This is a genomic window from Mariniflexile litorale, from assembly GCF_031128465.2.
In the GTDB taxonomy this organism is placed as follows: Bacteria; Bacteroidota; Bacteroidia; order Flavobacteriales; family Flavobacteriaceae; genus Mariniflexile; species Mariniflexile litorale.
In genome coordinates, this window is sequence record NZ_CP155618.1 from 639571 (window position 1) to 659806 (window position 20236).

Genomic DNA, 20236 nt, shown 5'->3' on the forward strand with positions numbered 1-20236 from the left:
ATAGAGATGAAATTTAGTTCATTTATTTGAAAATATTTTTTTTTAATAATTTTTGGCGTCTATCTTAATTTAATTGATAATTCTTTAGTCCCATCAGTAATTTTAAACTCACCTATTTTTAGCATCTTTATGATCAATAAACCATCCTAAAACAGACCACATACAAGACATCCAACAGCACTATAAAATACACAACTCGTTTTTAGTGTTCCTATAATATATTTTAACTTTATGCCATATTCACTTTGGCTTTAATACAATCAGACAACTCCAGCAATGAATTTTTTGCCAATCTTAATAATAGCGCCGCCTACTTTTTCAATATTTTCAACCAGTTTTATTTTTTTTTCTTTGTCATCCATATCTAGATTAATTATTTTTAGTAGCTCTTCAAGCTCAACTCTATCAGCTTTTTTTGGAAACAACGTTTGTATCTCTTCAGAGGTCAGTATGGTTAAACTTGATATCTCATCAGCAAAAGCCTTTTTAGTTTTCTCGCTTGCAAGTTTACCCACGTTTGTCTTTTTAGCCATTTTACAAAATTTAAATGTTAGAGTTATTTATAAGAATATTAATCAAGGGTTTCTATTTTAGTTTTCAATTTGCTCTTAGCATTTTCAATAACAGTATCAATAGAACTCAAGGAAAAACCAGGCTTTATGGAATTTAACATTGAATCTATTGTTTTACGTTGAGAATCATTTATTTTTTTTAGATTGTCAATCCAATTCCCCGTTGTTTTATGCAAATCCATTGCATTCGTATATTCTGTGTTTATCGATGTTTTTAAATCAAATCTGATTTTTTCAATTGGCAAAACTTGCTCTTCATATTCAGCGACTAAATCATTATATAGTTTGGGGAAATCATATTCTTCTTTATAATCTCTTCCATTTAATTCTTTAAAAGAACCCACCCAATTATTGCGATAGACAAGACCGTACTCATTAAAAAAGAAAGTTTCAAAAACTAAAATTTTCTGATCTACATACGAATCTACCATAGCCAAATGTGAGGCTTTAAGTGCTTCAATTATTTCTAATTCCTTTGAATGAGTTTTTATAATTTCTGGAGGTATTGATATGCAACTAACCGTTGCTACCACAATAAAAAAGCTAATGATTATTTTTTTCATGAATGTTGAATTAAATTAATAACATTTATAGGTCTACAAAATTCAATTAAATATTAATTTTAATCCATTATACTCGCTATTAAAAAATTCAAGGGAGTATGGTATTGAAAAACGCCCAACTAGTAAATTTAAAAATAAAGTGCGATTTTTCCAAAAAAAGTACTATTATCTTATTTCTTATCTTATGGCGTTCCTATTTTCGGAATTAAATACAACTTGTTTATACGCAAAACTTTTATCCTTTTACACATCTGTTTTGGATGCTTAAGTAAAACTTTAGGTTGTTTTATCTTCTTTTTATCCATGTTTCTTCATTTCAAATTAAGAATAAAAACAATTTAATTATCAAATGTAAATCGCTTTACAAAATATTTAATACGGAAAACCATAAGCGTTCTGAAATAAAATGCTTAATTACTAATAGGGAGGTATTAAATATACTAAATAATAGTAAGTAATTACTCTACGTTAATAAATAATTTTCTGGGTTTAGAATTATTTCGCACAACACTAAAGCCAAGGGCATTCTAACCAATAAGTTGCTGGCTAATAACAACTTACCATTCACCAATACCTTTAAAAACTATTAACAAGAACCTATCAAAGAGAGCAACTTTATTTTAATGGTCTAGCAACCCAAAATCAATCTATTTTCCAATCCGTAAATATATTTCCATGCCCTTTATTTAGGAGCTTTCTAATGGATAAACTATTGTCCATTAGAGAAATAACGTCTTACTAGCTTAAAACATTATTAAAAACCCTTAAATTTGCTCAGTATAATACTCAAAACTTGTAATGGGCAATATTCAAACATCATATATTTTAGCAGCCAACAGTAAAGCTATGGAACTGATTAAAATATCCACGGAAGCACTTACAGAATCTAATTGCTATGATTTTATGGTCTTTAGATTTTCTGACTGGGAGGAAATTTTGAAAGATTTGGAAGCATGGGAAGACTTTGTTCCTATTAATGAATCCACTTATAACATATTACACACAAACCTTTGTATAAAATTAAGGGAGTTTATCAAATATTTATAATTGTGATGGAAAGGATTCTAAACGATAAATTGAATCGTATCAATCTAAGAATTTGTTGTAATAAACTCATCATTTAATACATCGCTACCATATTTGTTTTCTATTAATTTAAAGAAATCCGATATTTTCACACCTTTATTAAAACATATAATTGAAAGTGTCGACAGAGGAATATTATATCCATCTTTATCCATTATTTTTTCAATTATATGATAATTAACACCAAAAAACCTACCATATTCTCTGATTGATTTTCCATCATTTAACCATTCTTCATTAATGTACATGCACGTATATTTACATGTATGATATATTTTTTTTTCTAACACTTTTCCTTTCGACATATTACAAAGGAAGTAATTAAGCTTTTTATTTTTGAGAGCTATAGCTCTCAATTAAAAGATATATCATATATTTGATGCAGATTACATGTTTTTGCGATTCTTCAAATAAAAAATATTGAAGCATTTTATGGTACAGCATGATTTGGAATTATTAAAAAAAGGCGATCCCGCTGCTTTGGTGTATATCCATGCCAAGTACAGCAAAAGTATCTTTTGGGTAGGTAAGCGCATGATCCATGACCATTTTGTCATAGAATCCTTAGTTCAGGATACGTTTTTAAAATTATGGGAGCATAAAGACAGAATCGAAACGCCCAAGCATATCTACTATTTCTTAAGATTTGTGATGAAAAGAGAATGTGTTTCCTACTATGCCAGACCTAAAAATAAGTTTTTTAGGGAAGTCCATTCGTTAGAGAATTATGAGAATTTCCATGATTATATGGCGGGGTATGATCCTGTAAAAGATGGAGAAACACTAAGCGATCAAGAAGCGGAACAAAAAGCTTTCGACCATATTAAAAGCGTATTGCCCCTATTGAATGCCGAAAGAAGGCATTTAATAGAACTCTGTTTAACCTATGGTTTTCAATACAAAGCGATTGCCCAGGTGATGGGGAAGGGCATTACCGAAACCAGTAACGAAATTAAACGCGCTATTGAGGATATCAAAACCATCATTAATCAAGGAAACAGGCTTGAAACTATACAAAAGTCCCCTATGGGTATTAAAGTTCATGGTAGTATCACCAAAGAACAAGCAGAAGTGTTAAAGCTGCGATGTGAAAATAAATATTCCTTTACGGCTATTGCCAAAACGCTTAATCTAACCGAAAAGGACGTACACCATGAATTTATGATAGCCTATAAACTCCTGCAGCAAAAACATAAACAGCCATTAGAACCCGCTTGATATGGAACCATCAACCCTCAAACTCACCCGAAAGATCCAGTTATGGGTCGACCTCCCGACCCCAGAAGAACGCAAGGAGGTTTTGGACAAACTTTACCAATGGCAAAACCGATCTTTTAGAGCGGCCAATCTTATTGTTTCCCATCTGTATGTACAGGAAATGATTAAAGATTTTTTTTATCTTTCAGAAGGGATAAAGTATAAACTTGCTGATGAAAAAAAAGATAAGGACGGCATCTTGCAACGCTCTCGTATCAATACCACCTATCGCATGGTATCGGATCGCTTTAAAGGTGAAATCCCTACCAACATATTGTCCAGTTTAAACAATACCCTAATCACAGCTTTTAGAACCAACAGTCCAAAATACTGGAAAGGGGAATGTTCTCTTAAAAATTTCAAGCGGGATATGGCTTTTCCATTTAGTTTCGAGGGCATCAGCAAATTATCCTATCATGACGAGAAAAAGGCTTTTTGCTTTCGTTTGTTTCAAATTCCTTTTCGAACGTATTTAGGAAAGGATCATACCGACAAAAAAATACTATTGGAGCGGGTGATAAAAGGAGAGACCAAGCTTTGTACCTCCCGTATTAAATTAAAGGACGGCAAAATTTTTTGGCTACCGATATTTGAAATGGAAAAAGAAAAGCATAGCCTCAAACCAGAAGTGATTGCAGAGGCTTCATTGTCCTTGGAATATCCCCTAGTCGTAAAAATTGGTAAAGACAGGCTTTCTATTGGCACGAAGGAAGAGTTTCTGTATAGAAGATTAGCGATACAAGCAGCCCATAAAAGGGCACAGATAGGGGCTACCTATTCCAAATCGGGCAAAGGCATCAAAAGGAAACTGAAAGCAATGGACAAATTCAGCCAATCGGAAAGCAATTATGTACACCATCGTTTACATGTATACAGCAGGAAGTTGATCGATTTTTGCATCAAACATCAGGCTGGAACGCTCCTTCTGTTAAATCAGGAGGACAAGATAGGCATCGCTAAAGAAGATGGATTTGTATTGAGAAACTGGAGCTATTATGAGCTAATGACCAAAATAAAATACAAAGCCGAAAAAGCAGGCATTGAAATTATTGTAGATTAACCCATGTGGTTACGAGGGTGCTTGTACACCCGCAAAGTGAGGTGGATGATCGCACTCACTAAATGTGAACAGCATATACAACGCGTGGGCTCACTTATTTAATTGATTTTTTATAAGGTGATGAATCTCGAATGCTTTATTCAAACAGCGCTGATACGGAATAATAGGTTTCTTATCTTTTAATCACCAACGCTTTAAAGAGGAAGCTTGAAAACCACCAATGAGGCACAACACTTCTTTAAACTAAGCCGAAGCACCTTATACCATTGGTGCAAAACCAAACTCCTTCCCTATCCCCTGTTAGAGCAGCGTCTAAACAACAATCCTGATGCCTCGTCTTTTTAAAAATGATAGCAGAGGCCTCCTGTGTGGCGCCTCTGCTATGTACCTAGTAAACAAGTTTTAAGCTAGCGTTACCGTTCCCAAATAGGTACTAGTAGCCGCCAGTTTTGCATCGGCCGTTACAAAGGTTGCCCACACATCTACTTGCTGTGCTGTCCAATAGGCCGGTAAGGGTATTTGCAGCGTTGTTAATTCACGGGTGCCCGCAGGGTTAGCCGTTTCAAACAAATCGAGTGCTTTGCAATACATACCACCACAACCAAGCCATCGGTAGCCGAGGCATTACCTTGTCCGCTATTGTCGTTCCAGGTAATTGTAAGGGTTTGGTTTGCATCGAGCGCTACCGCCCCATTGGAGAGGCCCCGTAAATCGCCCTTGCCAACAAGTACTTTGGGGTAATCAATGGTATACCCCTCTAAAGGGTCTGGCAAAAGGGCGTATTTAATGTGGTAGCCCGTTGCTAAATTAAAGCTAGACTTGTCGCCTTGCTGTTTACCAAAATACGCCGAAAGGATGTCCTTTATAGGCGTTAAAAACTTTATAACCGTTGTAAAGCGGTTACGTTGATCCATTTGCGCTTGTGTAGGTCTATAATTACCTCGTGCCGGTAAACTGCGCATAATATCTTTACCGCGCCAACGTGCACCCACAACGTTGCCAACTTTTCCGGAGAAACCTCCAAGGATGCCTTTACTAAATGTTCCCATGATGTTATAGAATTAGGGGTTAATATGCCGTGAAACTAAAACGCTTTTACCTCATTTCCAACCACATGACACATATTGAGACGATTTGACACAATTTGACACAATTTGAGACGATTTGAGACGATTTGGGACAAGCGCCAAAAAAATGGGGGTTTTGTTCGAGTCTTGTTCGGGTCTTGTTCGTCTACCACTCGGCTGTATTTTTTTTAGATGGGGTTTGGCTGAACAAAGGCTGAACCAGACCAAACTTAAAAGAAACCGTATTGTTTTTTGAATTAAATGTTTTGCTATGTTGTAAAACATTTTTATATCGTTGATTCCTTTACTGATAAACCATTCAAAGGAAATCCAACAGGTGAATTTGATAATGCTATTTTTCTTTTCTAATGATTAAAATAGCGTCATTTGAAAATTCCATCCACGCAAAATCATAAACATAATAATAGGTCTTACCTTTACTATTTACATACAAATGCGTATGGTACTTAAAAGAAAATCTCTTCTTTTCAAGCACCACGCGCTCTACTGTTATCTGTCCTTTTCTTTTACCTAAAACTTCTAAAAGAATACTTCTGTTTCTGTGTAGAATGGTATCTAATTCTTTAACCTCCTTATCCGTAACTTTTCTTAAATTAACATGATAATAATTTTTACATTTTACAGAACAAAATAACTTATCATTTCTTCCTACAAGAAGTTTACTGCATATTTTACACTTTATTTCGTTCATTATTGTAAAAATATAAATTTAAAATACTGATTATTAAACCCTTATACCTAGTCGTTTTTAACGGTTAAAATACTACTATTTATTACAAACCATCCTAGCTTATAGTCTTTTTAAGTACTTTTAAGTAGGACAAATAAAATTTAAAAATCAATAGCATGCAACCTACTATATATCAACCACTTAAAGAAGCGAAGCGTATTAAAGGTTTTTATACCCTATGACATGATTGTGGTTAGGGAGGCTTTAAAAAAATGGATAGCAGTTTTTGGCATCCACATCAAAAACTCTGGTCTGTTATTAATACAGCCCAAAATTTTGAACATTTAAAAAAGATTTGTGGTGGAAATTATAACATTGAAAAAGATATCCGTTTTACACCCATACCTAGTGTGCCACTGACTGAAAATGCACTGGAAGCGCTTTATGAACTTGAAAAAGCACTGGTTTTAAAGCAGTACAGCCATTCAAGCATTCAAGTTTACAAAAAAATGTTTAGTGTGTTTTTGGGCAAATTTATGCATAGAAACCTAAAAGAAGTTACAAAAGAAGACATTGAAGGTTTTGTGTATGAACTTATTACCAAGAGTAAGATTAGTGAAAGTTACCAAAATCAATTGATCAATGCCATTAAAGCCTATTATGAACACGCTCTAAAAACACCCAGAGAATATTATGATATTCAACGTCCAAAAAAGGCAGTATCCATACCAAATGTATTGAGTAAAACGGAGGTATTAAACATCATCCAATCTCCACAAAACATCAAACACAAAGCCATTTTGCATACCATTTATGGCAGTGGATTACGTATATCGGAGCTTTTGAATTTACGAATTACAGATATTCATTCTAATGATGGTTATTTATTTATAAAAGATAGTAAAGGTAAAAAAGACAGGAAAACCATATTACCTGAACAGTTATTAGTATTATTAAGAACTTACTATAAAGCCTATAAGCCATCGTACTGGCTTTTTGAAGGCCAATCGGGTTGCAAATACAGTACCACAAGCATACGAGCTATATTTAGAAAAGCGGTTAACGATACAAATTCTAACCCATGGGCAACCGTACATACCTTGCGCCATTCATTTGCCACACATTGTATTGAAAACAACATCAATATTCGGCATTTACAGAATATGTTAGGTCATAGTTCCCCAAAAACAACCGAAATTTATACTAAAACTATTGAAATTAATAATAAGACTATTATAAGCCCATTGGATACGTTATTAAAAAGTAATATATTGCATCTATAAACGATATAACTACAATTCTAATGCTATTTATTGTAGTTATACAAGTGTTGGCAGTAATTATGAAACACCTGCACATATTAACGATTTTCATTTTCATTTTGAGTTGTAAGAATGATATCTATTCTGACAAAGAAAAAGTTGTTACCTCAAAAGACGGAAATACAAATGTATTTTATAAAAACTCGTTTGAAAATGGACTCATTAAAGACTCAATTGCTGCTTTGGACTTTGATAAAGGGATTGAACAAAGTTCTCGACTGAATTTTGAAAGTGCTAGAGGGTTTTATGAATCTGCAAATAAACTAGAACCCAATAATACAATTATAATCAATGCTCTTGGGAATGTTAGTGCTGAACTTAAAGACTTTGAAAAATCTTATGAATATTTTGAAAAATCTTTAAGGATTGATAAACTTGACGCAATAACATATTTGAATTATGGATTTTCAAGAGCAAGAAACGATGAATTTTATAAAGCTATTGAATTATACAAGAAAGGAATTAGTCTTGAAAGAAGTGCAGAAAAAAGAGGTTATTTTCATTATAACATGTCACGTGCTCATTATCAATTATATGATGATGAAAATGCTAAACTTCACATCAATAAATCAATTGAATTGGTTAACGACCAAGTTTTGAAAAAAGAAATTTTAAAATTCAGAGAAACAATAAATTAAAAATAACTACTGCCAATCGAGTAGACGGGTGACGACTTAAAAGTCGTCACTGCGCCTCTCACACCACCGTACGTACGGGTCTCGTATACGGCGGTTCACCAAATTGAAGTTTGCGTATTATTAATGTAATCTAACAAAGGTTTATACCCTTTTCGTTTAAGCCTAGAAACTGTAATAGTCGTCTTTAAAATAGGACTTTGAGCGACTGCCCAACCTCCCATTCTGGTGCGACTCCAAGCATAGGCTTGTCCGATTTCTATACCTAATCGAATGAGATTTTTACGTTTCCTCTCTAGCTTTTTCCAATCGTGCCAAATACAATAGCGTAACCGATTTCTTAACCATTCATCTAGCTTTTTAACTTTTGCATAGATGTTAGTTAAGCGGTAATTATTCATCCAGCCTCGACAGACTTGATTAAGCCGATCCAGACGTTCGAATAACGACATGGGTTTGGTTTTCTTGGTGATACTTTTCAAGTTACGTTTAAACTTTGCCCAACCTTTCTTGGTTACCACTAGTGCATATTGTCCTTTTATACCCTTTTTATAAACGGGTACAAATCCATGCCCAAGTAACTCAAAGTTTACAGGTCTGCGAATGCCGCTTTTGGCTTTATTTATAGGTAGTTTAAGTCTATCTCTTAAAAAGATAAACAGTTTATTTCCTATAGTTTTTGCCTCGCTTTTACTTTTTGCGTAAACACTAAAGTCGTCTGCGTAGCGAACATAGCGCAAGCCCATGCTTTTCATTTCTTTGTCCAAAACATCTAACATAATGTTAGATAATAAGGGACTAATGGGACTACCTTGAGGGATCCCTTTTCTGCGCTTTTTGAGTGTTCCATCTATTAAGATGGGCGCTCTTAACCATTTTCGGATTAATCGCAAGGTGGTTGGACATTTTACTTTGCGGTAAATAAGTTGAAGTAAGATACAGTGGTCTACTTCATCAAAGAACCCTTGTAAATCAATATCTACAATATCTTGGTAACCATCATTGATGTAGCCTTGTGCTTGTAATACTGCTTTTTGGATGTTCTTTTGTGGGCGAAATCCATAACTAACAGGTTCAAAATCATATTCAAAATGAACCATTAATTGTTGACTTACCGCCTGTTGTAGCCACCTATCTACTACTGTTGGTATTCCTAATAATCGGGTTTTACCCGGTCCTTTTGGAATGGTTACTCCTAAAATTGAATTTGGCACATAGCTATTTGTGCGAATTGTAGATAATATAAGCGAACGGTTTTCCAATATGTATGCCGAAAGTGCCGTTGTTTTCATACCATCTACGCCGTTCGCTCCTTTATTGCGCTCCACTTGGCGTGTTGCTTTATAAAGGTTTGTTGCTGATAATACCTGTTCAATCATAGATTCAATAATTCGTGTACTCCTGTTGGTTTAAAACTAGGCTAGCTAAGCATCCTAATCGAATTCCAACGTAATTTAATGTTTAGTCCTTCCTTACCCGTGAGACCTGTACAATTCTTGTTGCACCTCGTTTCCTGTAAGTACTATGACTTCTGCTGACTTCTCTACTTAACCAACTCGTAGTTGTAGAGATCTCCCCAGGTAATGGCATCTTCTTTCTCTCAATCCCTGCCGTATCTACATATTTACCCTTTTGTTAATCTTAGGGCGTTACAATGATGTGCTTGCTTACCCAAGTAAATATGCCTCTGTATACGGTTTCTGTTCGTCAGTACCGAGTTTTGTAGTTTCGCTTCCTTCACTCCATGTCTCACGACACACGAGCTTGCGACTTACTAATGCTTCAGGACGTTACTCCTGCGCATAAGGGACTTGCACCCTATAGATTAATTATTTACCTTTCGGTAAAGAAAAGATGCCCATGCTGGGCACACACATTGTATAAGCGTAATGCGAGATTTGTTGCTAAATTGGACATTTTTTATCGCAATAAAATTTTGGATAAAATCAAAATCTCGTCTTCGAAAACCCGCACTACGCTTATACTTGACCGTTGTGGTTAATTTGAGAAAACCGAATGAATAAAGAAAATGTCTTATTAATATTGTGGATAATCTTCGGATTTATATTCATTAGCGGAATTGACTCAATCCTATTTTTCATAACTTACCTAATATATTTTGCGAAATCAGAATTGGGACTTTCTTATGGAATTATGAAATACTCAATGCCAATTATTACTCTTATTTTATATGTACTGACTACATTTTTGATTTTAAAAAAACTTAAACTAAACTCAAATTCATCAGGAATTTATCTAACTAAATTCCCAAAAAGAATATTTATATTACTTGCTCTAATTGCATTGACTTTAAATCCAATAACGCATAAATTATCTGGACTTTACGCAGAACATTCAACTAGAATGGAAAACATTAACTCTTCTGATTTTCTTCAAGTTTACGGATGGATGACTTCGGGAATATACTTTTCAAGATGGTTCATTTTAATTGCTCTGTCAATTTTATTTATTAAAAAACTAAACGGAATTGAAAATAAAAACTAACCACAACACAGTATATAAAAAATTGCTAGTTTTACCTAAACCAAAGTTAGTTGCGTGTTTGCTTGCTTCTGATTTTCCTTCGGAAAATCCTCGCACACAAACACGCAACATTTCATATACGTAAACGTTAGGCACAAGCTAAAAAAAGGAATGGCGAAAAAATTTAGTCTTTTAATTTTAATAATATTACTGTCGATAATTCTCGCTTCGATTTACGGATTTTTGCATAACCAAATTTCTTACTCAATCTCAACTGAATATTTTACGGAATTTAAATTTGACCAATTTTGGTCGGTTAAATACACACTTGACTTTCCACGAATGAGTGCAGGATTAATCGGAATTGCATCAACTTGGTGGTTCGGACTTTTAATCGGATTGATAATTGGAATCGTTGGATTTTTTCAACCGACTACCAAAATTATGTGGAAAAGCTCTTACGGAGCAATAATTCGGACTTTGGGAATCGCAATCGGAATTGGAATCGTGGGAATTTTGGTTGGTCAGTTTATTATTTCAAACATAAATGCTAATTGGAATCTACCAGCTGAATTGATTGACCGAAAAAGTTTTTTGACTGCTGGAACTATGCATAATTTTAGCTATCTTGGAGGAGTAATCGGATTGATTTACGGAATAATATATCAACTGAAAATAAAAAAAGCCAGTGCCCAACACCGTATATAAAAAATTGCTGGTGTTTGGCTTAAACAAAGGTCGTTGCACGTTTGCTACGTCTGAATTTCCTTCGGAAATTCCTCGCACACAAACCCGCAACTTTCCATATACAAACACGTTACCACACATTTGAGAGCAACATTGAGAAATTGGAATAACATAGAATGGATTTTTGAAAAGGATGGAGCTTTAAGAGATATTTATGTCCAAAACGCAACGATTTCGGATTGGGAAAAAGTAGTTGATTTATTAAATTCTGAATACGAATTAACTTTTGGAGTTTATGAAGATAATTTGATTGACAAAATTGACTTCGGATACGTTAAAACTATGTTTGCGGACGAAACTGGCGAATTGGAAACTAAATCTGCAACTGTTGATTTAAATGGAATTGTAGTAAAGTGCTACTTTTTCCTCGAAAACCAAATCGAATTTGACATAAATCCAATCGAAATTAAAACAGAATCGGATTTTAATAAGATTACGGATTTTATGAAATCCATCAGTTCGAAATTGGAAAAACAGATAACACTTTGTGGAGAAAATCAACCTGAATTTCCACTAATAAAAATTGACTCTAAAAACGGAATTGAAAAAATACTGACTGAAAAAGAGACTGAAAACTTGTGGAAAAAGTCAGACCAAAATGTTAGCGGATTTACAAAGTTAAAGTCAAAAATAATAATGAAATACTTTCCTAAAATATTTGAAAAGAAAATTATGGAAAGTGCAAATAGTGAATATAAATCAACACCGAAAGAAAAAAACGTGTGGTAATCGAGTAGACGGGTGACGACTTAAAAGTCGTCACTGCGCCTCTCACACCACCGTACGTACGGGTCTCGTATACGGCGGTTCACCAAATTGAAGTTTGCGTATTATTAATGTAATCTAACAAAGGTTTATACCCTTTTCGTTTAAGCCTAGAAACTGTAATAGTCGTCTTTAAAATAGGACTTTGAGCGACTGCCCAACCTCCCATTCTGGTGCGACTCCAAGCATAGGCTTGTCCGATTTCTATACCTAATCGAATGAGATTTTTACGTTTCCTCTCTAGCTTTTTCCAATCGTGCCAAATACAATAGCGTAACCGATTTCTTAACCATTCATCTAGCTTTTTAACTTTTGCATAGATGTTAGTTAAGCGGTAATTATTCATCCAGCCTCGACAGACTTGATTAAGCCGATCCAGACGTTCGAATAACGACATGGGTTTGGTTTTCTTGGTGATACTTTTCAAGTTACGTTTAAACTTTGCCCAACCTTTCTTGGTTACCACTAGTGCATATTGTCCTTTTATACCCTTTTTATAAACGGGTAAAATCATGCCCAAGTAACTCAAAGTTTACAGGTCTGCGAATGCCGCTTTTGGCTTTATTTATAGGTAGTTTAAGTCTATCTCTTAAAAAGATAAACAGTTTATTTCCTATAGTTTTTGCCTCGCTTTTACTTTTTGCGTAAACACTAAAGTCGTCTGCGTAGCGAACATAGCGCAAGCCCATGCTTTTCATTTCTTTGTCCAAAACATCTAACATAATGTTAGATAATAAGGGACTAATGGGACTACCTTGAGGGATCCCTTTTCTGCGCTTTTTGAGTGTTCCATCTATTAAGATGGGCGCTCTTAACCATTTTCGGATTAATCGCAAGGTGGTTGGACATTTTACTTTGCGGTAAATAAGTTGAAGTAAGATACAGTGGTCTACTTCATCAAAGAACCCTTGTAAATCAATATCTACAATATCTTGGTAACCATCATTGATGTAGCCTTGTGCTTGTAATACTGCTTTTTGGATGTTCTTTTGTGGGCGAAATCCATAACTAACAGGTTCAAAATCATATTCAAAATGAACCATTAATTGTTGACTTACCGCCTGTTGTAGCCACCTATCTACTACTGTTGGTATTCCTAATAATCGGGTTTTACCCGGTCCTTTTGGAATGGTTACTCCTAAAATTGAATTTGGCACATAGCTATTTGTGCGAATTGTAGATAATATAAGCGAACGGTTTTCCAATATGTATGCCGAAAGTGCCGTTGTTTTCATACCATCTACGCCGTTCGCTCCTTTATTGCGCTCCACTTGGCGTGTTGCTTTATAAAGGTTTGTTGCTGATAATACCTGTTCAATCATAGATTCAATAATTCGTGTACTCCTGTTGGTTTAAAACTAGGCTAGCTAAGCATCCTAATCGAATTCCAACGTAATTTAATGTTTAGTCCTTCCTTACCCGTGAGACCTGTACAATTCTTGTTGCACCTCGTTTCCTGTAAGTACTATGACTTCTGCTGACTTCTCTACTTAACCAACTCGTAGTTGTAGAGATCTCCCCAGGTAATGGCATCTTCTTTCTCTCAATCCCTGCCGTATCTACATATTTACCCTTTTGTTAATCTTAGGGCGTTACAATGATGTGCTTGCTTACCCAAGTAAATATGCCTCTGTATACGGTTTCTGTTCGTCAGTACCGAGTTTTGTAGTTTCGCTTCCTTCACTCCATGTCTCACGACACACGAGCTTGCGACTTACTAATGCTTCAGGACGTTACTCCTGCGCATAAGGGACTTGCACCCTATAGATTAATTATTTACCTTTCGGTAAAGAAAAGATGCCCATGCTGGGCACACACACCGTGTATAATTAATGGCTAGTTTTAGCTTGCTTACGAAAATCCTCGCGGATTTTCTATTCGGTTTTTATTTGCTAAATTAGGTGCTTAAACACGCCACTAATCATACACAAATACGTTACCAATAATTTGAACAAACATCAATCTTACATATTAATCTTTCTGCTTTTCATTGGATTTATTTCCAAAGCGCAATCTGAATTTAATGAAATCGATAAACGTGTAGCTGACATTGGGTTCTTTCCAAAAGACAAACTTGCCGAAAAAATCACGTCGGAATTAAATACTGATTTAGAAAAAGTTCGTGCATTATTTGTATGGATTACTGACAATATCACTTATGACTTTGAATTATACGAAAGCGAGAAATTAAAAGAGGAATTTTATATTTCGGAGGTTAACGTAATAAATAAAACTTTAGAACGTAAAAAGGCAATTTGTAGTGGCTATTCTCTTTTATTCAAAAAACTTTGTGACGACCTCGATATTGAATGCGAAGTCGTTAGTGGATATTCAAAACAATGGCTTGATAGTTTTGTTTCTAAAAACGTTTCTGACCACGCGTGGAACGCAGTAAAAATCGATAATAAATGGTTTTTAATAGATAATACTTGGGCAAGTAAAAACGAAAATAACGTGGAAAGGGATGACTTTTGGTTTATGACAAATCCAGAATTCTTTGTCTATTCTCATTATCCTGAAAACGAAAAATGGACTCTACTTGAAAACGGACTGACTAAAGAACAATTTGACCAATTACCAACAATTACTGACCGAAGTTTTTTCGAAGACGGAATTAAAATTTTGGTTCCAACGACAAAAGTAATTGATGTTGAGAAAAGCCGAATTATTAGAGTTGAATTAGAGACAAATAATACTGAACGTTGGATTTCTTTACGCGGATATCCCTGGGAAACTTACGCTTCGAAAAACAACTTAGAATTTCCAAGCGATGAGGAATATGCAAAACTAACTTCTGAGGAAAGGAATAAATACAATCAAGTTATTCCGAGCGTAGAAATAATTAAAACTGAAATAGTTGATAATAGAATTATGATAGAAGCTCGTTTGACTTCTGAAAACATAAAAGAATTTGAAATAGTGGTGGAAGGAAATAATATCGCAACCATTAAAGTAAATCTGAAATAAAAACTATTGGTAACAACGTGTATAAAAAATTGCTAAATTAGTGCTTAAACAAAGGTCGTTGCATTTTTGTTACGTCTGAATTTCCTTCGGAAATTCCTCGCATACAAAACCGCAACTATTCATACACAAGACCGTTGTGCATATATATCCGAATGACGAACCACGAATTGACATTTAGTAAAATAAAGACACTTTTGGAAACCCATTTTCCAGAAAGGATTTCGGAATTTGAAGATGGAACTCATTTGACTTTGAATTCGGAAAGCGAAGAAGAATCACCAATTTGGATTGAACTTGACGAAGGTGGAATGCTGACAGTTGGAATCGGAATTGCGCACAGACATTTTTATCCGAAGATAGACGACTTAAAAGAAGGGTTTAATGAATTTTTACACTTTCTGACCTGTAGAAAAAAAAGGTTTTTATAAAGGTAAGTTACAGTTTAAAAGTAAATATGATTACGAATTAAAAAACGGAACATATAAAAATTACGGAACAGCGTCTAGTTTAAATTTATCATTTTGGAAAAAAACAACTAAAAAGACAATCATTCAAAACGGATTCATAGATTACGCGGAAATTGAATCAGAAATTGAGGAAATAAAAAATACTATGCACAATCGAGTAGACGGGTGACGACTTAAAAGTCGTCACTGCGCCTCTCACACCACCGTACGTACGGGTCTCGTATACGGCGGTTCACCAAATTGAAGTTTGCGTATTATTAATGTAATCTAACAAAGGTTTATACCCTTTTCGTTTAAGCCTAGAAACTGTAATAGTCGTCTTTAAAATAGGACTTTGAGCGACTGCCCAACCTCCCATTCTGGTGCGACTCCAAGCATAGGCTTGTCCGATTTCTATACCTAATCGAATGAGATTTTTACGTTTCCTCTCTAGCTTTTTCCAATCGTCCAAATACAATAGCGTAACCGATTTCTTAACCATTCATCTAGCTTTTTAACTTTTGCATAGATGTTAGTTAAGCGGTAATTATTCATCCAGCCTCGACAGACTTGATTAAGCCGATCCAGACGTTCGAATAACGACATGGGTTTGGTTTTCTTGGTGATACTTTTCAAGTTACGTTTAAACTTTGCCCAACCTTTCTTGGTTACCACTAGTGCATATTGTCCTTTTATACCCTTTTTATAAACGGGTACAAATCCATGCCCAAGTAACTCAAAGTTTACAGGTCTGCGAATGCCGCTTTTGGCTTTATTTATAGGTAGTTTAAGTCTATCTCTTAAAAAGATAAACAGTTTATTTCCTATAGTTTTTGCCTCGCTTTTACTTTTTGCGTAAACACTAAAGTCGTCTGCGTAGCGAACATAGCGCAAGCCCATGCTTTTCATTTCTTTGTCCAAAACATCTAACATAATGTTAGATAATAAGGGACTAATGGGACTACCTTGAGGGATCCCTTTTCTGCGCTTTTTGAGTGTTCCATCTATTAAGATGGGCGCTCTTAACCATTTTCGGATTAATCGCAAGGTGGTTGGACATTTTACTTTGCGGTAAATAAGTTGAAGTAAGATACAGTGGTCTACTTCATCAAAGAACCCTTGTAAATCAATATCTACAATATCTTGGTAACCATCATTGATGTAGCCTTGTGCTTGTAATACTGCTTTTTGGATGTTCTTTTGTGGGCGAAATCCATAACTAACAGGTTCAAAATCATATTCAAAATGAACCATTAATTGTTGACTTACCGCCTGTTGTAGCCACCTATCTACTACTGTTGGTATTCCTAATAATCGGGTTTTACCCGGTCCTTTTGGAATGGTTACTCCTAAAATTGAATTTGGCACATAGCTATTTGTGCGAATTGTAGATAATATAAGCGAACGGTTTTCCAATATGTATGCCGAAAGTGCCGTTGTTTTCATACCATCTACGCCGTTCGCTCCTTTATTGCGCTCCACTTGGCGTGTTGCTTTATAAAGGTTTGTTGCTGATAATACCTGTTCAATCATAGATTCAATAATTCGTGTACTCCTGTTGGTTTAAAACTAGGCTAGCTAAGCATCCTAATCGAATTCCAACGTAATTTAATGTTTAGTCCTTCCTTACCCGTGAGACCTGTACAATTCTTGTTGCACCTCGTTTCCTGTAAGTACTATGACTTCTGCTGACTTCTCTACTTAACCAACTCGTAGTTGTAGAGATCTCCCCAGGTAATGGCATCTTCTTTCTCTCAATCCCTGCCGTATCTACATATTTACCCTTTTGTTAATCTTAGGGCGTTACAATGATGTGCTTGCTTACCCAAGTAAATATGCCTCTGTATACGGTTTCTGTTCGTCAGTACCGAGTTTTGTAGTTTCGCTTCCTTCACTCCATGTCTCACGACACACGAGCTTGCGACTTACTAATGCTTCAGGACGTTACTCCTGCGCATAAGGGACTTGCACCCTATAGATTAATTATTTACCTTTCGGTAAAGAAAAGATGCCCATGCTGGGCACACACAACGTATAAAAATAATTGCTATTTTGTGCTTAAATAAAGGTCGTTGCGTATTTGCTACATCTGAATTTCCTTCGGAAATTCCTCGCACGCAAACACGCAACTATTCTTATACAAAACCGTTAGGCACAAGCAGATAAAAACAGAATGACAGAAAATAATCAGCTAATAATAAAATTTGGAGGAGATGGGAATATCAAAGTAGAAACTTTGACTGAATTCTTGGACAACTACAAACAACTTCTTTATTTGATTAATAGCGAGTTGGGTTACAATCCCGATGATATGATTATTGAAGTTTCACCACCTGAAAATGGGAGCTTCAAAATAAAACTAAAATCGAAATATAAGGAATTGATTTTAGAAAAAATGGGAGACTTAACAGTTGGCACCCTAGTAGGCTTATTGATTTTATTTACAACTAATGCTTTACAAAACAAAACAGAAGAAGAAATAAAAGAAATTCTAAAAGACAAACAAATTGTAGATAAAGAATTACCTAGAATTATTTACAACGTGTCTCAAAACTCTGGTGCAAACCAAAAAATTCAGCAAACTTTCATAATTGTTAATAGTGATGAAAACGTAAAGGGCTTGAAAATTGAAAGACAAGATGAAGAAGTTATTAATATCAATAGAGATGAATTTCCAAAATTGATTGAACAAGGAAAAACTTTGGAGATTGAAGAATTACCAGAAACCGACTTATTAACTGATGAAGCCACTTTAATAATTAAAACAATTCATTTCGAGGGGCACGCAAAATGGGCTTTTATTTTTAGGGGTTATCCAATAAAAGCATCCATTAAAGATGATGAATTCTTCGAGCGATTAAAAAATGAGGCTTTTAGAAAAGGGGATGCTCTAAAAGTAGTTTTGTCCAGAAAACGAAACTTTGATGAAGATTTACAGACTTATATTGTTGACCAAAGTAGCTATGTGATTGAAAAAGTAACTGAACATATTTCTAAAACCGACAACCAAAATAGATTGAAATTTGAATAAAGCGAATAGGATATATGAAAGCAATTTTACAACATAAGTCAAAAAGAACAAAATTCCTCTGGATAGTAGGTGTAATTTTATTTATAATATTTTTGATTAGAGTTTATGTTATTCCTACCCACTTTCCGAACAATACAAATGAAACACTTATATATTTAAAGTCTGTATTAGACAAAATATCTATTTCGCTGATTGTTTCTCTTTTTCTAGGGTGGTTTTTATTCAAAATAGAAGTGCCTGAAGATGAAAGTAAATTTGAAATTATTGAACCTAAAAGAATTGCTGATTATTTTGACAAAGGTAGAATTAATACGAGTTTTTGGTATTTTTCTGGTGGTCTTGGGAGATTTACTCGAACTGTAACAATTCCTAAAATTGCAGAACTTTCACAAAACAATAATTCTAGTAAGACTATAAGAATGAATATCATAAACCCTATGGATAAGGAATGTACAAATTATTCTGATTTCAAAAATTCTTTAAAGTCAGCAAAAGAATCGAAAATTAATTGGACATCAGATTTTGTAAAAAATCAAACATATGCAACAATTTTCAAATCCATAATATACAAATCACATTTTCCGATGCTGGAAATTGATATTTATTTGAAAAAAGTTTTCAATACGACAAGAATTGACCAAAACGAATCAAATTGTATCGTTACTAAAGAGGACAAAAGAGATTTAGGCTTAATTTGTACTAAAGATACTTTTCTCTACAAAACGTATAAAGAAGAAATTTTTCAAGAATCCAAACAATCGATAAAATTTACTATTGATAAAACAATCGATAATGTGAATTTAAAAAAATCACAGTTGCGAATGTCAAAGATATTTGCACCCTTTACAAATTAGAATTAGAAGAAGAAGCCATAAAAGAGATAACCAAGTTCTTAAATGATAAATAAAGTTTTTTTAGTTCCTTAAGAGAATATTATAGAAAAAAAGATATTATCAAAATATCGGAATCTTGTAGTAAAATTATTAAAACCTTGCGAAAAGAGGATTTAATAATCCACCCATTGGGTTTTATTATCAAACTCTTTTCGAGTTTGATAATAACGAAAAATTCCGAATTCATATTTGGTCAAATAATGCAAAAAGAATTGAACCATTAATGGATATACATAATCATTATTATAACGTTATTAGTTATGTTGTGACTGGTCATTTATTTAATACACTTTATAAGTCATCTGAATTATCACCCTATACACATACATTGTATTCTGGTTCGTACGATAAAAATGGTAAGAGAATATTAAAGAAAACGAATAAAAACTACAACTTAAAAAAAGTAGCGAAAAATAAAATAAATTCTGGTCAATTATATATAATTGATAAATCCGAAATTCACAGAGGAGAAGTTCCAGATTCCGAATTTACAATAACGATAGTTTATACCGAAAAGCCAGTCAGTCCGAACCCATTAGTATTTGGAGATATTAATGGAAAAAAAGAGTATGAGTTTCATTACTGAAGGTAAATGAAAACGAACTTGAGTATATTATGGAAAAATGCCAGTGCCTAATCGAGTAGACGGG

General features: G+C 34.3%; 24 protein-coding genes. 13 read left to right on the forward strand and 11 right to left on the reverse strand.

All coding sequences use genetic code 11. The annotated features are described in order from the left end of the window. Positions 1 to 260 precede the first annotated feature (260 nt). Both QLS71_RS02415 and QLS71_RS02420 read right to left on the reverse strand, forming a co-directional pair. The gene (locus QLS71_RS02415; protein ID WP_308991124.1) at positions 261 to 533 is read right to left on the reverse strand and encodes a hypothetical protein; all 273 of its coding nucleotides are present in this window, start codon (positions 531 to 533) and stop codon (positions 261 to 263) included. 38 nt (positions 534 to 571) lie between these two features. After that, positions 572 to 1135: a hypothetical protein gene (locus tag QLS71_RS02420; protein ID WP_308991123.1), complete on the reverse strand. Its 564-nt coding sequence runs from the start codon at positions 1133 to 1135 to the stop codon at positions 572 to 574. A gap of 798 nt (positions 1136 to 1933) precedes the next feature. Between QLS71_RS02420 and QLS71_RS02425 the strand changes: the two genes are divergently transcribed. Then, the gene (locus QLS71_RS02425) at positions 1934 to 2182 is read left to right on the forward strand and encodes a hypothetical protein (RefSeq protein WP_308991122.1); all 249 of its coding nucleotides are present in this window, start codon (positions 1934 to 1936) and stop codon (positions 2180 to 2182) included. Positions 2183 to 2226: 44 nt separating this feature from the next. On the opposite strand, the gene QLS71_RS02430 is transcribed toward QLS71_RS02425, so the two are convergent. Continuing rightward, a complete protein-coding gene (locus tag QLS71_RS02430; RefSeq protein WP_308991121.1) occupies positions 2227 to 2469 on the reverse strand; it encodes a transcriptional regulator in 243 nt (80 codons plus the stop codon). Between the two features lie 184 nt (positions 2470 to 2653). On the opposite strand from QLS71_RS02430, the gene QLS71_RS02435 reads away from it, so the two are divergent. Then, positions 2654 to 3439 (forward strand): sigma-70 family RNA polymerase sigma factor, encoded by a 786-nt coding sequence (locus QLS71_RS02435; RefSeq protein WP_308991120.1) that lies wholly within the window; start codon positions 2654 to 2656, stop codon positions 3437 to 3439. Position 3440: 1 nt separating this feature from the next. After that, complete coding sequence (locus QLS71_RS02440) at positions 3441 to 4538, forward strand: transposase (RefSeq protein WP_308991119.1); 1098 nt, start codon at positions 3441 to 3443, stop codon at positions 4536 to 4538. A 402-nt stretch (positions 4539 to 4940) separates the two neighbouring features. Here the strand turns inward: QLS71_RS02440 and QLS71_RS02445 are convergent, their stop codons facing one another. The 3 genes from QLS71_RS02445 to QLS71_RS02455 all read right to left on the reverse strand — a co-directional run bounded on the left by QLS71_RS02445 (position 4941) and on the right by QLS71_RS02455 (position 6317). Then, entirely contained in the window at positions 4941 to 5108 is a 168-nt protein-coding gene (locus tag QLS71_RS02445) for a DUF6266 family protein (RefSeq protein WP_348636584.1), read from the reverse strand. Continuing rightward, entirely contained in the window at positions 5069 to 5587 is a 519-nt protein-coding gene (locus tag QLS71_RS02450; RefSeq protein WP_348636585.1) for a DUF6266 family protein, read from the reverse strand. The genes QLS71_RS02445 and QLS71_RS02450 overlap by 40 nt, the downstream gene beginning before the upstream one ends. Before the next feature lie 370 nt (positions 5588 to 5957). Further along, entirely contained in the window at positions 5958 to 6317 is a 360-nt protein-coding gene (locus tag QLS71_RS02455; RefSeq protein WP_308993991.1) for a hypothetical protein, read from the reverse strand. A gap of 251 nt (positions 6318 to 6568) precedes the next feature. Between QLS71_RS02455 and QLS71_RS02460 the strand changes: the two genes are divergently transcribed. Continuing rightward, entirely contained in the window at positions 6569 to 7579 is a 1011-nt protein-coding gene (locus tag QLS71_RS02460) for a tyrosine-type recombinase/integrase (protein WP_348636586.1), read from the forward strand. 98 nt (positions 7580 to 7677) lie between these two features. Beyond that, a complete protein-coding gene (locus tag QLS71_RS02465) occupies positions 7678 to 8256 on the forward strand; it encodes a hypothetical protein (RefSeq protein ID WP_308994039.1) in 579 nt (192 codons plus the stop codon). Between the two features lie 95 nt (positions 8257 to 8351). Here the strand turns inward: QLS71_RS02465 and ltrA (QLS71_RS02470) are convergent, their stop codons facing one another. Further along, complete coding sequence (gene ltrA / locus QLS71_RS02470) at positions 8352 to 9632, reverse strand: group II intron reverse transcriptase/maturase (RefSeq protein ID WP_308994028.1); 1281 nt, start codon at positions 9630 to 9632, stop codon at positions 8352 to 8354. Between the two features lie 637 nt (positions 9633 to 10269). Here ltrA (QLS71_RS02470) and QLS71_RS02475 point away from each other — a divergent pair. The 3 genes from QLS71_RS02475 to QLS71_RS02485 all read left to right on the forward strand — a co-directional run bounded on the left by QLS71_RS02475 (position 10270) and on the right by QLS71_RS02485 (position 12213). Next, the gene (locus tag QLS71_RS02475) at positions 10270 to 10758 is read left to right on the forward strand and encodes a hypothetical protein (protein WP_308994021.1); all 489 of its coding nucleotides are present in this window, start codon (positions 10270 to 10272) and stop codon (positions 10756 to 10758) included. 150 nt (positions 10759 to 10908) lie between these two features. Next, the gene (locus QLS71_RS02480; protein WP_308994022.1) at positions 10909 to 11445 is read left to right on the forward strand and encodes a hypothetical protein; all 537 of its coding nucleotides are present in this window, start codon (positions 10909 to 10911) and stop codon (positions 11443 to 11445) included. Positions 11446 to 11565: 120 nt separating this feature from the next. Continuing rightward, on the forward strand, positions 11566 to 12213 hold the full coding sequence (locus QLS71_RS02485) for a hypothetical protein (RefSeq protein ID WP_308994023.1): 648 nt from the start codon (positions 11566 to 11568) through the stop codon (positions 12211 to 12213). 79 nt (positions 12214 to 12292) lie between these two features. Here QLS71_RS02485 and QLS71_RS02490 read toward each other — a convergent pair whose 3' ends face one another. Then, entirely contained in the window at positions 12293 to 12763 is a 471-nt protein-coding gene (locus QLS71_RS02490; RefSeq protein ID WP_348636587.1) for a group II intron maturase-specific domain-containing protein, read from the reverse strand. Next, complete coding sequence (locus QLS71_RS02495) at positions 12744 to 13571, reverse strand: reverse transcriptase domain-containing protein (RefSeq protein ID WP_348636588.1); 828 nt, start codon at positions 13569 to 13571, stop codon at positions 12744 to 12746. Before QLS71_RS02495 ends, QLS71_RS02490 begins: the two co-directional genes overlap by 20 nt. A gap of 625 nt (positions 13572 to 14196) precedes the next feature. Here QLS71_RS02495 and QLS71_RS02500 point away from each other — a divergent pair. Together QLS71_RS02500 and QLS71_RS02505 are read left to right on the forward strand one after the other, a co-directional pair. After that, a complete protein-coding gene (locus tag QLS71_RS02500) occupies positions 14197 to 15216 on the forward strand; it encodes a transglutaminase domain-containing protein (RefSeq protein ID WP_308994027.1) in 1020 nt (339 codons plus the stop codon). Between the two features lie 152 nt (positions 15217 to 15368). Further along, positions 15369 to 15644, forward strand: a complete 276-nt coding sequence (locus tag QLS71_RS02505; RefSeq protein WP_348636589.1) for a hypothetical protein — start codon at positions 15369 to 15371, stop codon at positions 15642 to 15644. 271 nt (positions 15645 to 15915) lie between these two features. Here QLS71_RS02505 and QLS71_RS02510 read toward each other — a convergent pair whose 3' ends face one another. Beyond that, complete coding sequence (locus QLS71_RS02510; protein ID WP_348636590.1) at positions 15916 to 16164, reverse strand: hypothetical protein; 249 nt, start codon at positions 16162 to 16164, stop codon at positions 15916 to 15918. Beyond that, complete coding sequence (ltrA, locus tag QLS71_RS02515) at positions 16113 to 17195, reverse strand: group II intron reverse transcriptase/maturase (protein WP_348636591.1); 1083 nt, start codon at positions 17193 to 17195, stop codon at positions 16113 to 16115. Before ltrA (QLS71_RS02515) ends, QLS71_RS02510 begins: the two co-directional genes overlap by 52 nt. Positions 17196 to 17835: 640 nt before the next feature. Between ltrA (QLS71_RS02515) and QLS71_RS02520 the strand changes: the two genes are divergently transcribed. The 3 genes from QLS71_RS02520 (at position 17836) to QLS71_RS02530 (ending at position 20172) form a co-directional block, all read left to right on the forward strand. Then, positions 17836 to 18693 (forward strand): hypothetical protein, encoded by an 858-nt coding sequence (locus QLS71_RS02520; protein WP_308994009.1) that lies wholly within the window; start codon positions 17836 to 17838, stop codon positions 18691 to 18693. Between the two features lie 14 nt (positions 18694 to 18707). After that, entirely contained in the window at positions 18708 to 19547 is an 840-nt protein-coding gene (locus tag QLS71_RS02525) for a hypothetical protein (protein WP_348636592.1), read from the forward strand. A gap of 262 nt (positions 19548 to 19809) precedes the next feature. Next, positions 19810 to 20172 carry a hypothetical protein gene (locus QLS71_RS02530; protein ID WP_348636593.1) on the forward strand — a complete coding sequence of 121 codons (363 nt, stop codon included), beginning with the start codon at positions 19810 to 19812 and terminating at the stop codon, positions 20170 to 20172. The last annotated feature ends 64 nt before the right edge of the window (positions 20173 to 20236 follow it).

Bases quoted from the DNA above. Each gene is read 5' to 3' on its own strand.
- QLS71_RS02420 (WP_308991123.1), bottom strand. From the start codon at position 1,135: ATGAAAAAAATAATCATTAGCTTTTTTATTGTGGTAGCAACGGTTAGT.
- QLS71_RS02430 (WP_308991121.1), bottom strand. From the start codon at position 2,469: ATGTACATTAATGAAGAATGGTTAAATGATGGAAAATCAATCAGAGAA.
- QLS71_RS02510 (WP_348636590.1), bottom strand. From the start codon at position 16,164: ATGGTTAAGAAATCGGTTACGCTATTGTATTTGGACGATTGGAAAAAG.
- QLS71_RS02440 (WP_308991119.1), top strand. From the start codon at position 3,441: ATGGAACCATCAACCCTCAAACTCACCCGAAAGATCCAGTTATGGGTC.
- QLS71_RS02490 (WP_348636587.1), bottom strand. From the start codon at position 12,763: ATGATTTTACCCGTTTATAAAAAGGGTATAAAAGGACAATATGCACTA.
- ltrA (WP_348636591.1), bottom strand. From the start codon at position 17,195: ATGATTGAACAGGTATTATCAGCAACAAACCTTTATAAAGCAACACGC.
- QLS71_RS02520 (WP_308994009.1), top strand. From the start codon at position 17,836: ATGACAGAAAATAATCAGCTAATAATAAAATTTGGAGGAGATGGGAAT.
- QLS71_RS02425 (WP_308991122.1), top strand. From the start codon at position 1,934: ATGGGCAATATTCAAACATCATATATTTTAGCAGCCAACAGTAAAGCT.
- QLS71_RS02525 (WP_348636592.1), top strand. From the start codon at position 18,708: ATGAAAGCAATTTTACAACATAAGTCAAAAAGAACAAAATTCCTCTGG.
- QLS71_RS02435 (WP_308991120.1), top strand. From the start codon at position 2,654: ATGGTACAGCATGATTTGGAATTATTAAAAAAAGGCGATCCCGCTGCT.
- QLS71_RS02530 (WP_348636593.1), top strand. From the start codon at position 19,810: ATGGATATACATAATCATTATTATAACGTTATTAGTTATGTTGTGACT.
- QLS71_RS02505 (WP_348636589.1), top strand. From the start codon at position 15,369: ATGACGAACCACGAATTGACATTTAGTAAAATAAAGACACTTTTGGAA.
- ltrA (WP_308994028.1), bottom strand. From the start codon at position 9,632: ATGATTGAACAGGTATTATCAGCAACAAACCTTTATAAAGCAACACGC.
- QLS71_RS02455 (WP_308993991.1), bottom strand. From the start codon at position 6,317: ATGAACGAAATAAAGTGTAAAATATGCAGTAAACTTCTTGTAGGAAGA.
- QLS71_RS02415 (WP_308991124.1), bottom strand. From the start codon at position 533: ATGGCTAAAAAGACAAACGTGGGTAAACTTGCAAGCGAGAAAACTAAA.
- QLS71_RS02480 (WP_308994022.1), top strand. From the start codon at position 10,909: ATGGCGAAAAAATTTAGTCTTTTAATTTTAATAATATTACTGTCGATA.
- QLS71_RS02450 (WP_348636585.1), bottom strand. From the start codon at position 5,587: ATGGGAACATTTAGTAAAGGCATCCTTGGAGGTTTCTCCGGAAAAGTT.
- QLS71_RS02475 (WP_308994021.1), top strand. From the start codon at position 10,270: ATGAATAAAGAAAATGTCTTATTAATATTGTGGATAATCTTCGGATTT.
- QLS71_RS02495 (WP_348636588.1), bottom strand. From the start codon at position 13,571: ATGATTGAACAGGTATTATCAGCAACAAACCTTTATAAAGCAACACGC.
- QLS71_RS02460 (WP_348636586.1), top strand. From the start codon at position 6,569: ATGGATAGCAGTTTTTGGCATCCACATCAAAAACTCTGGTCTGTTATT.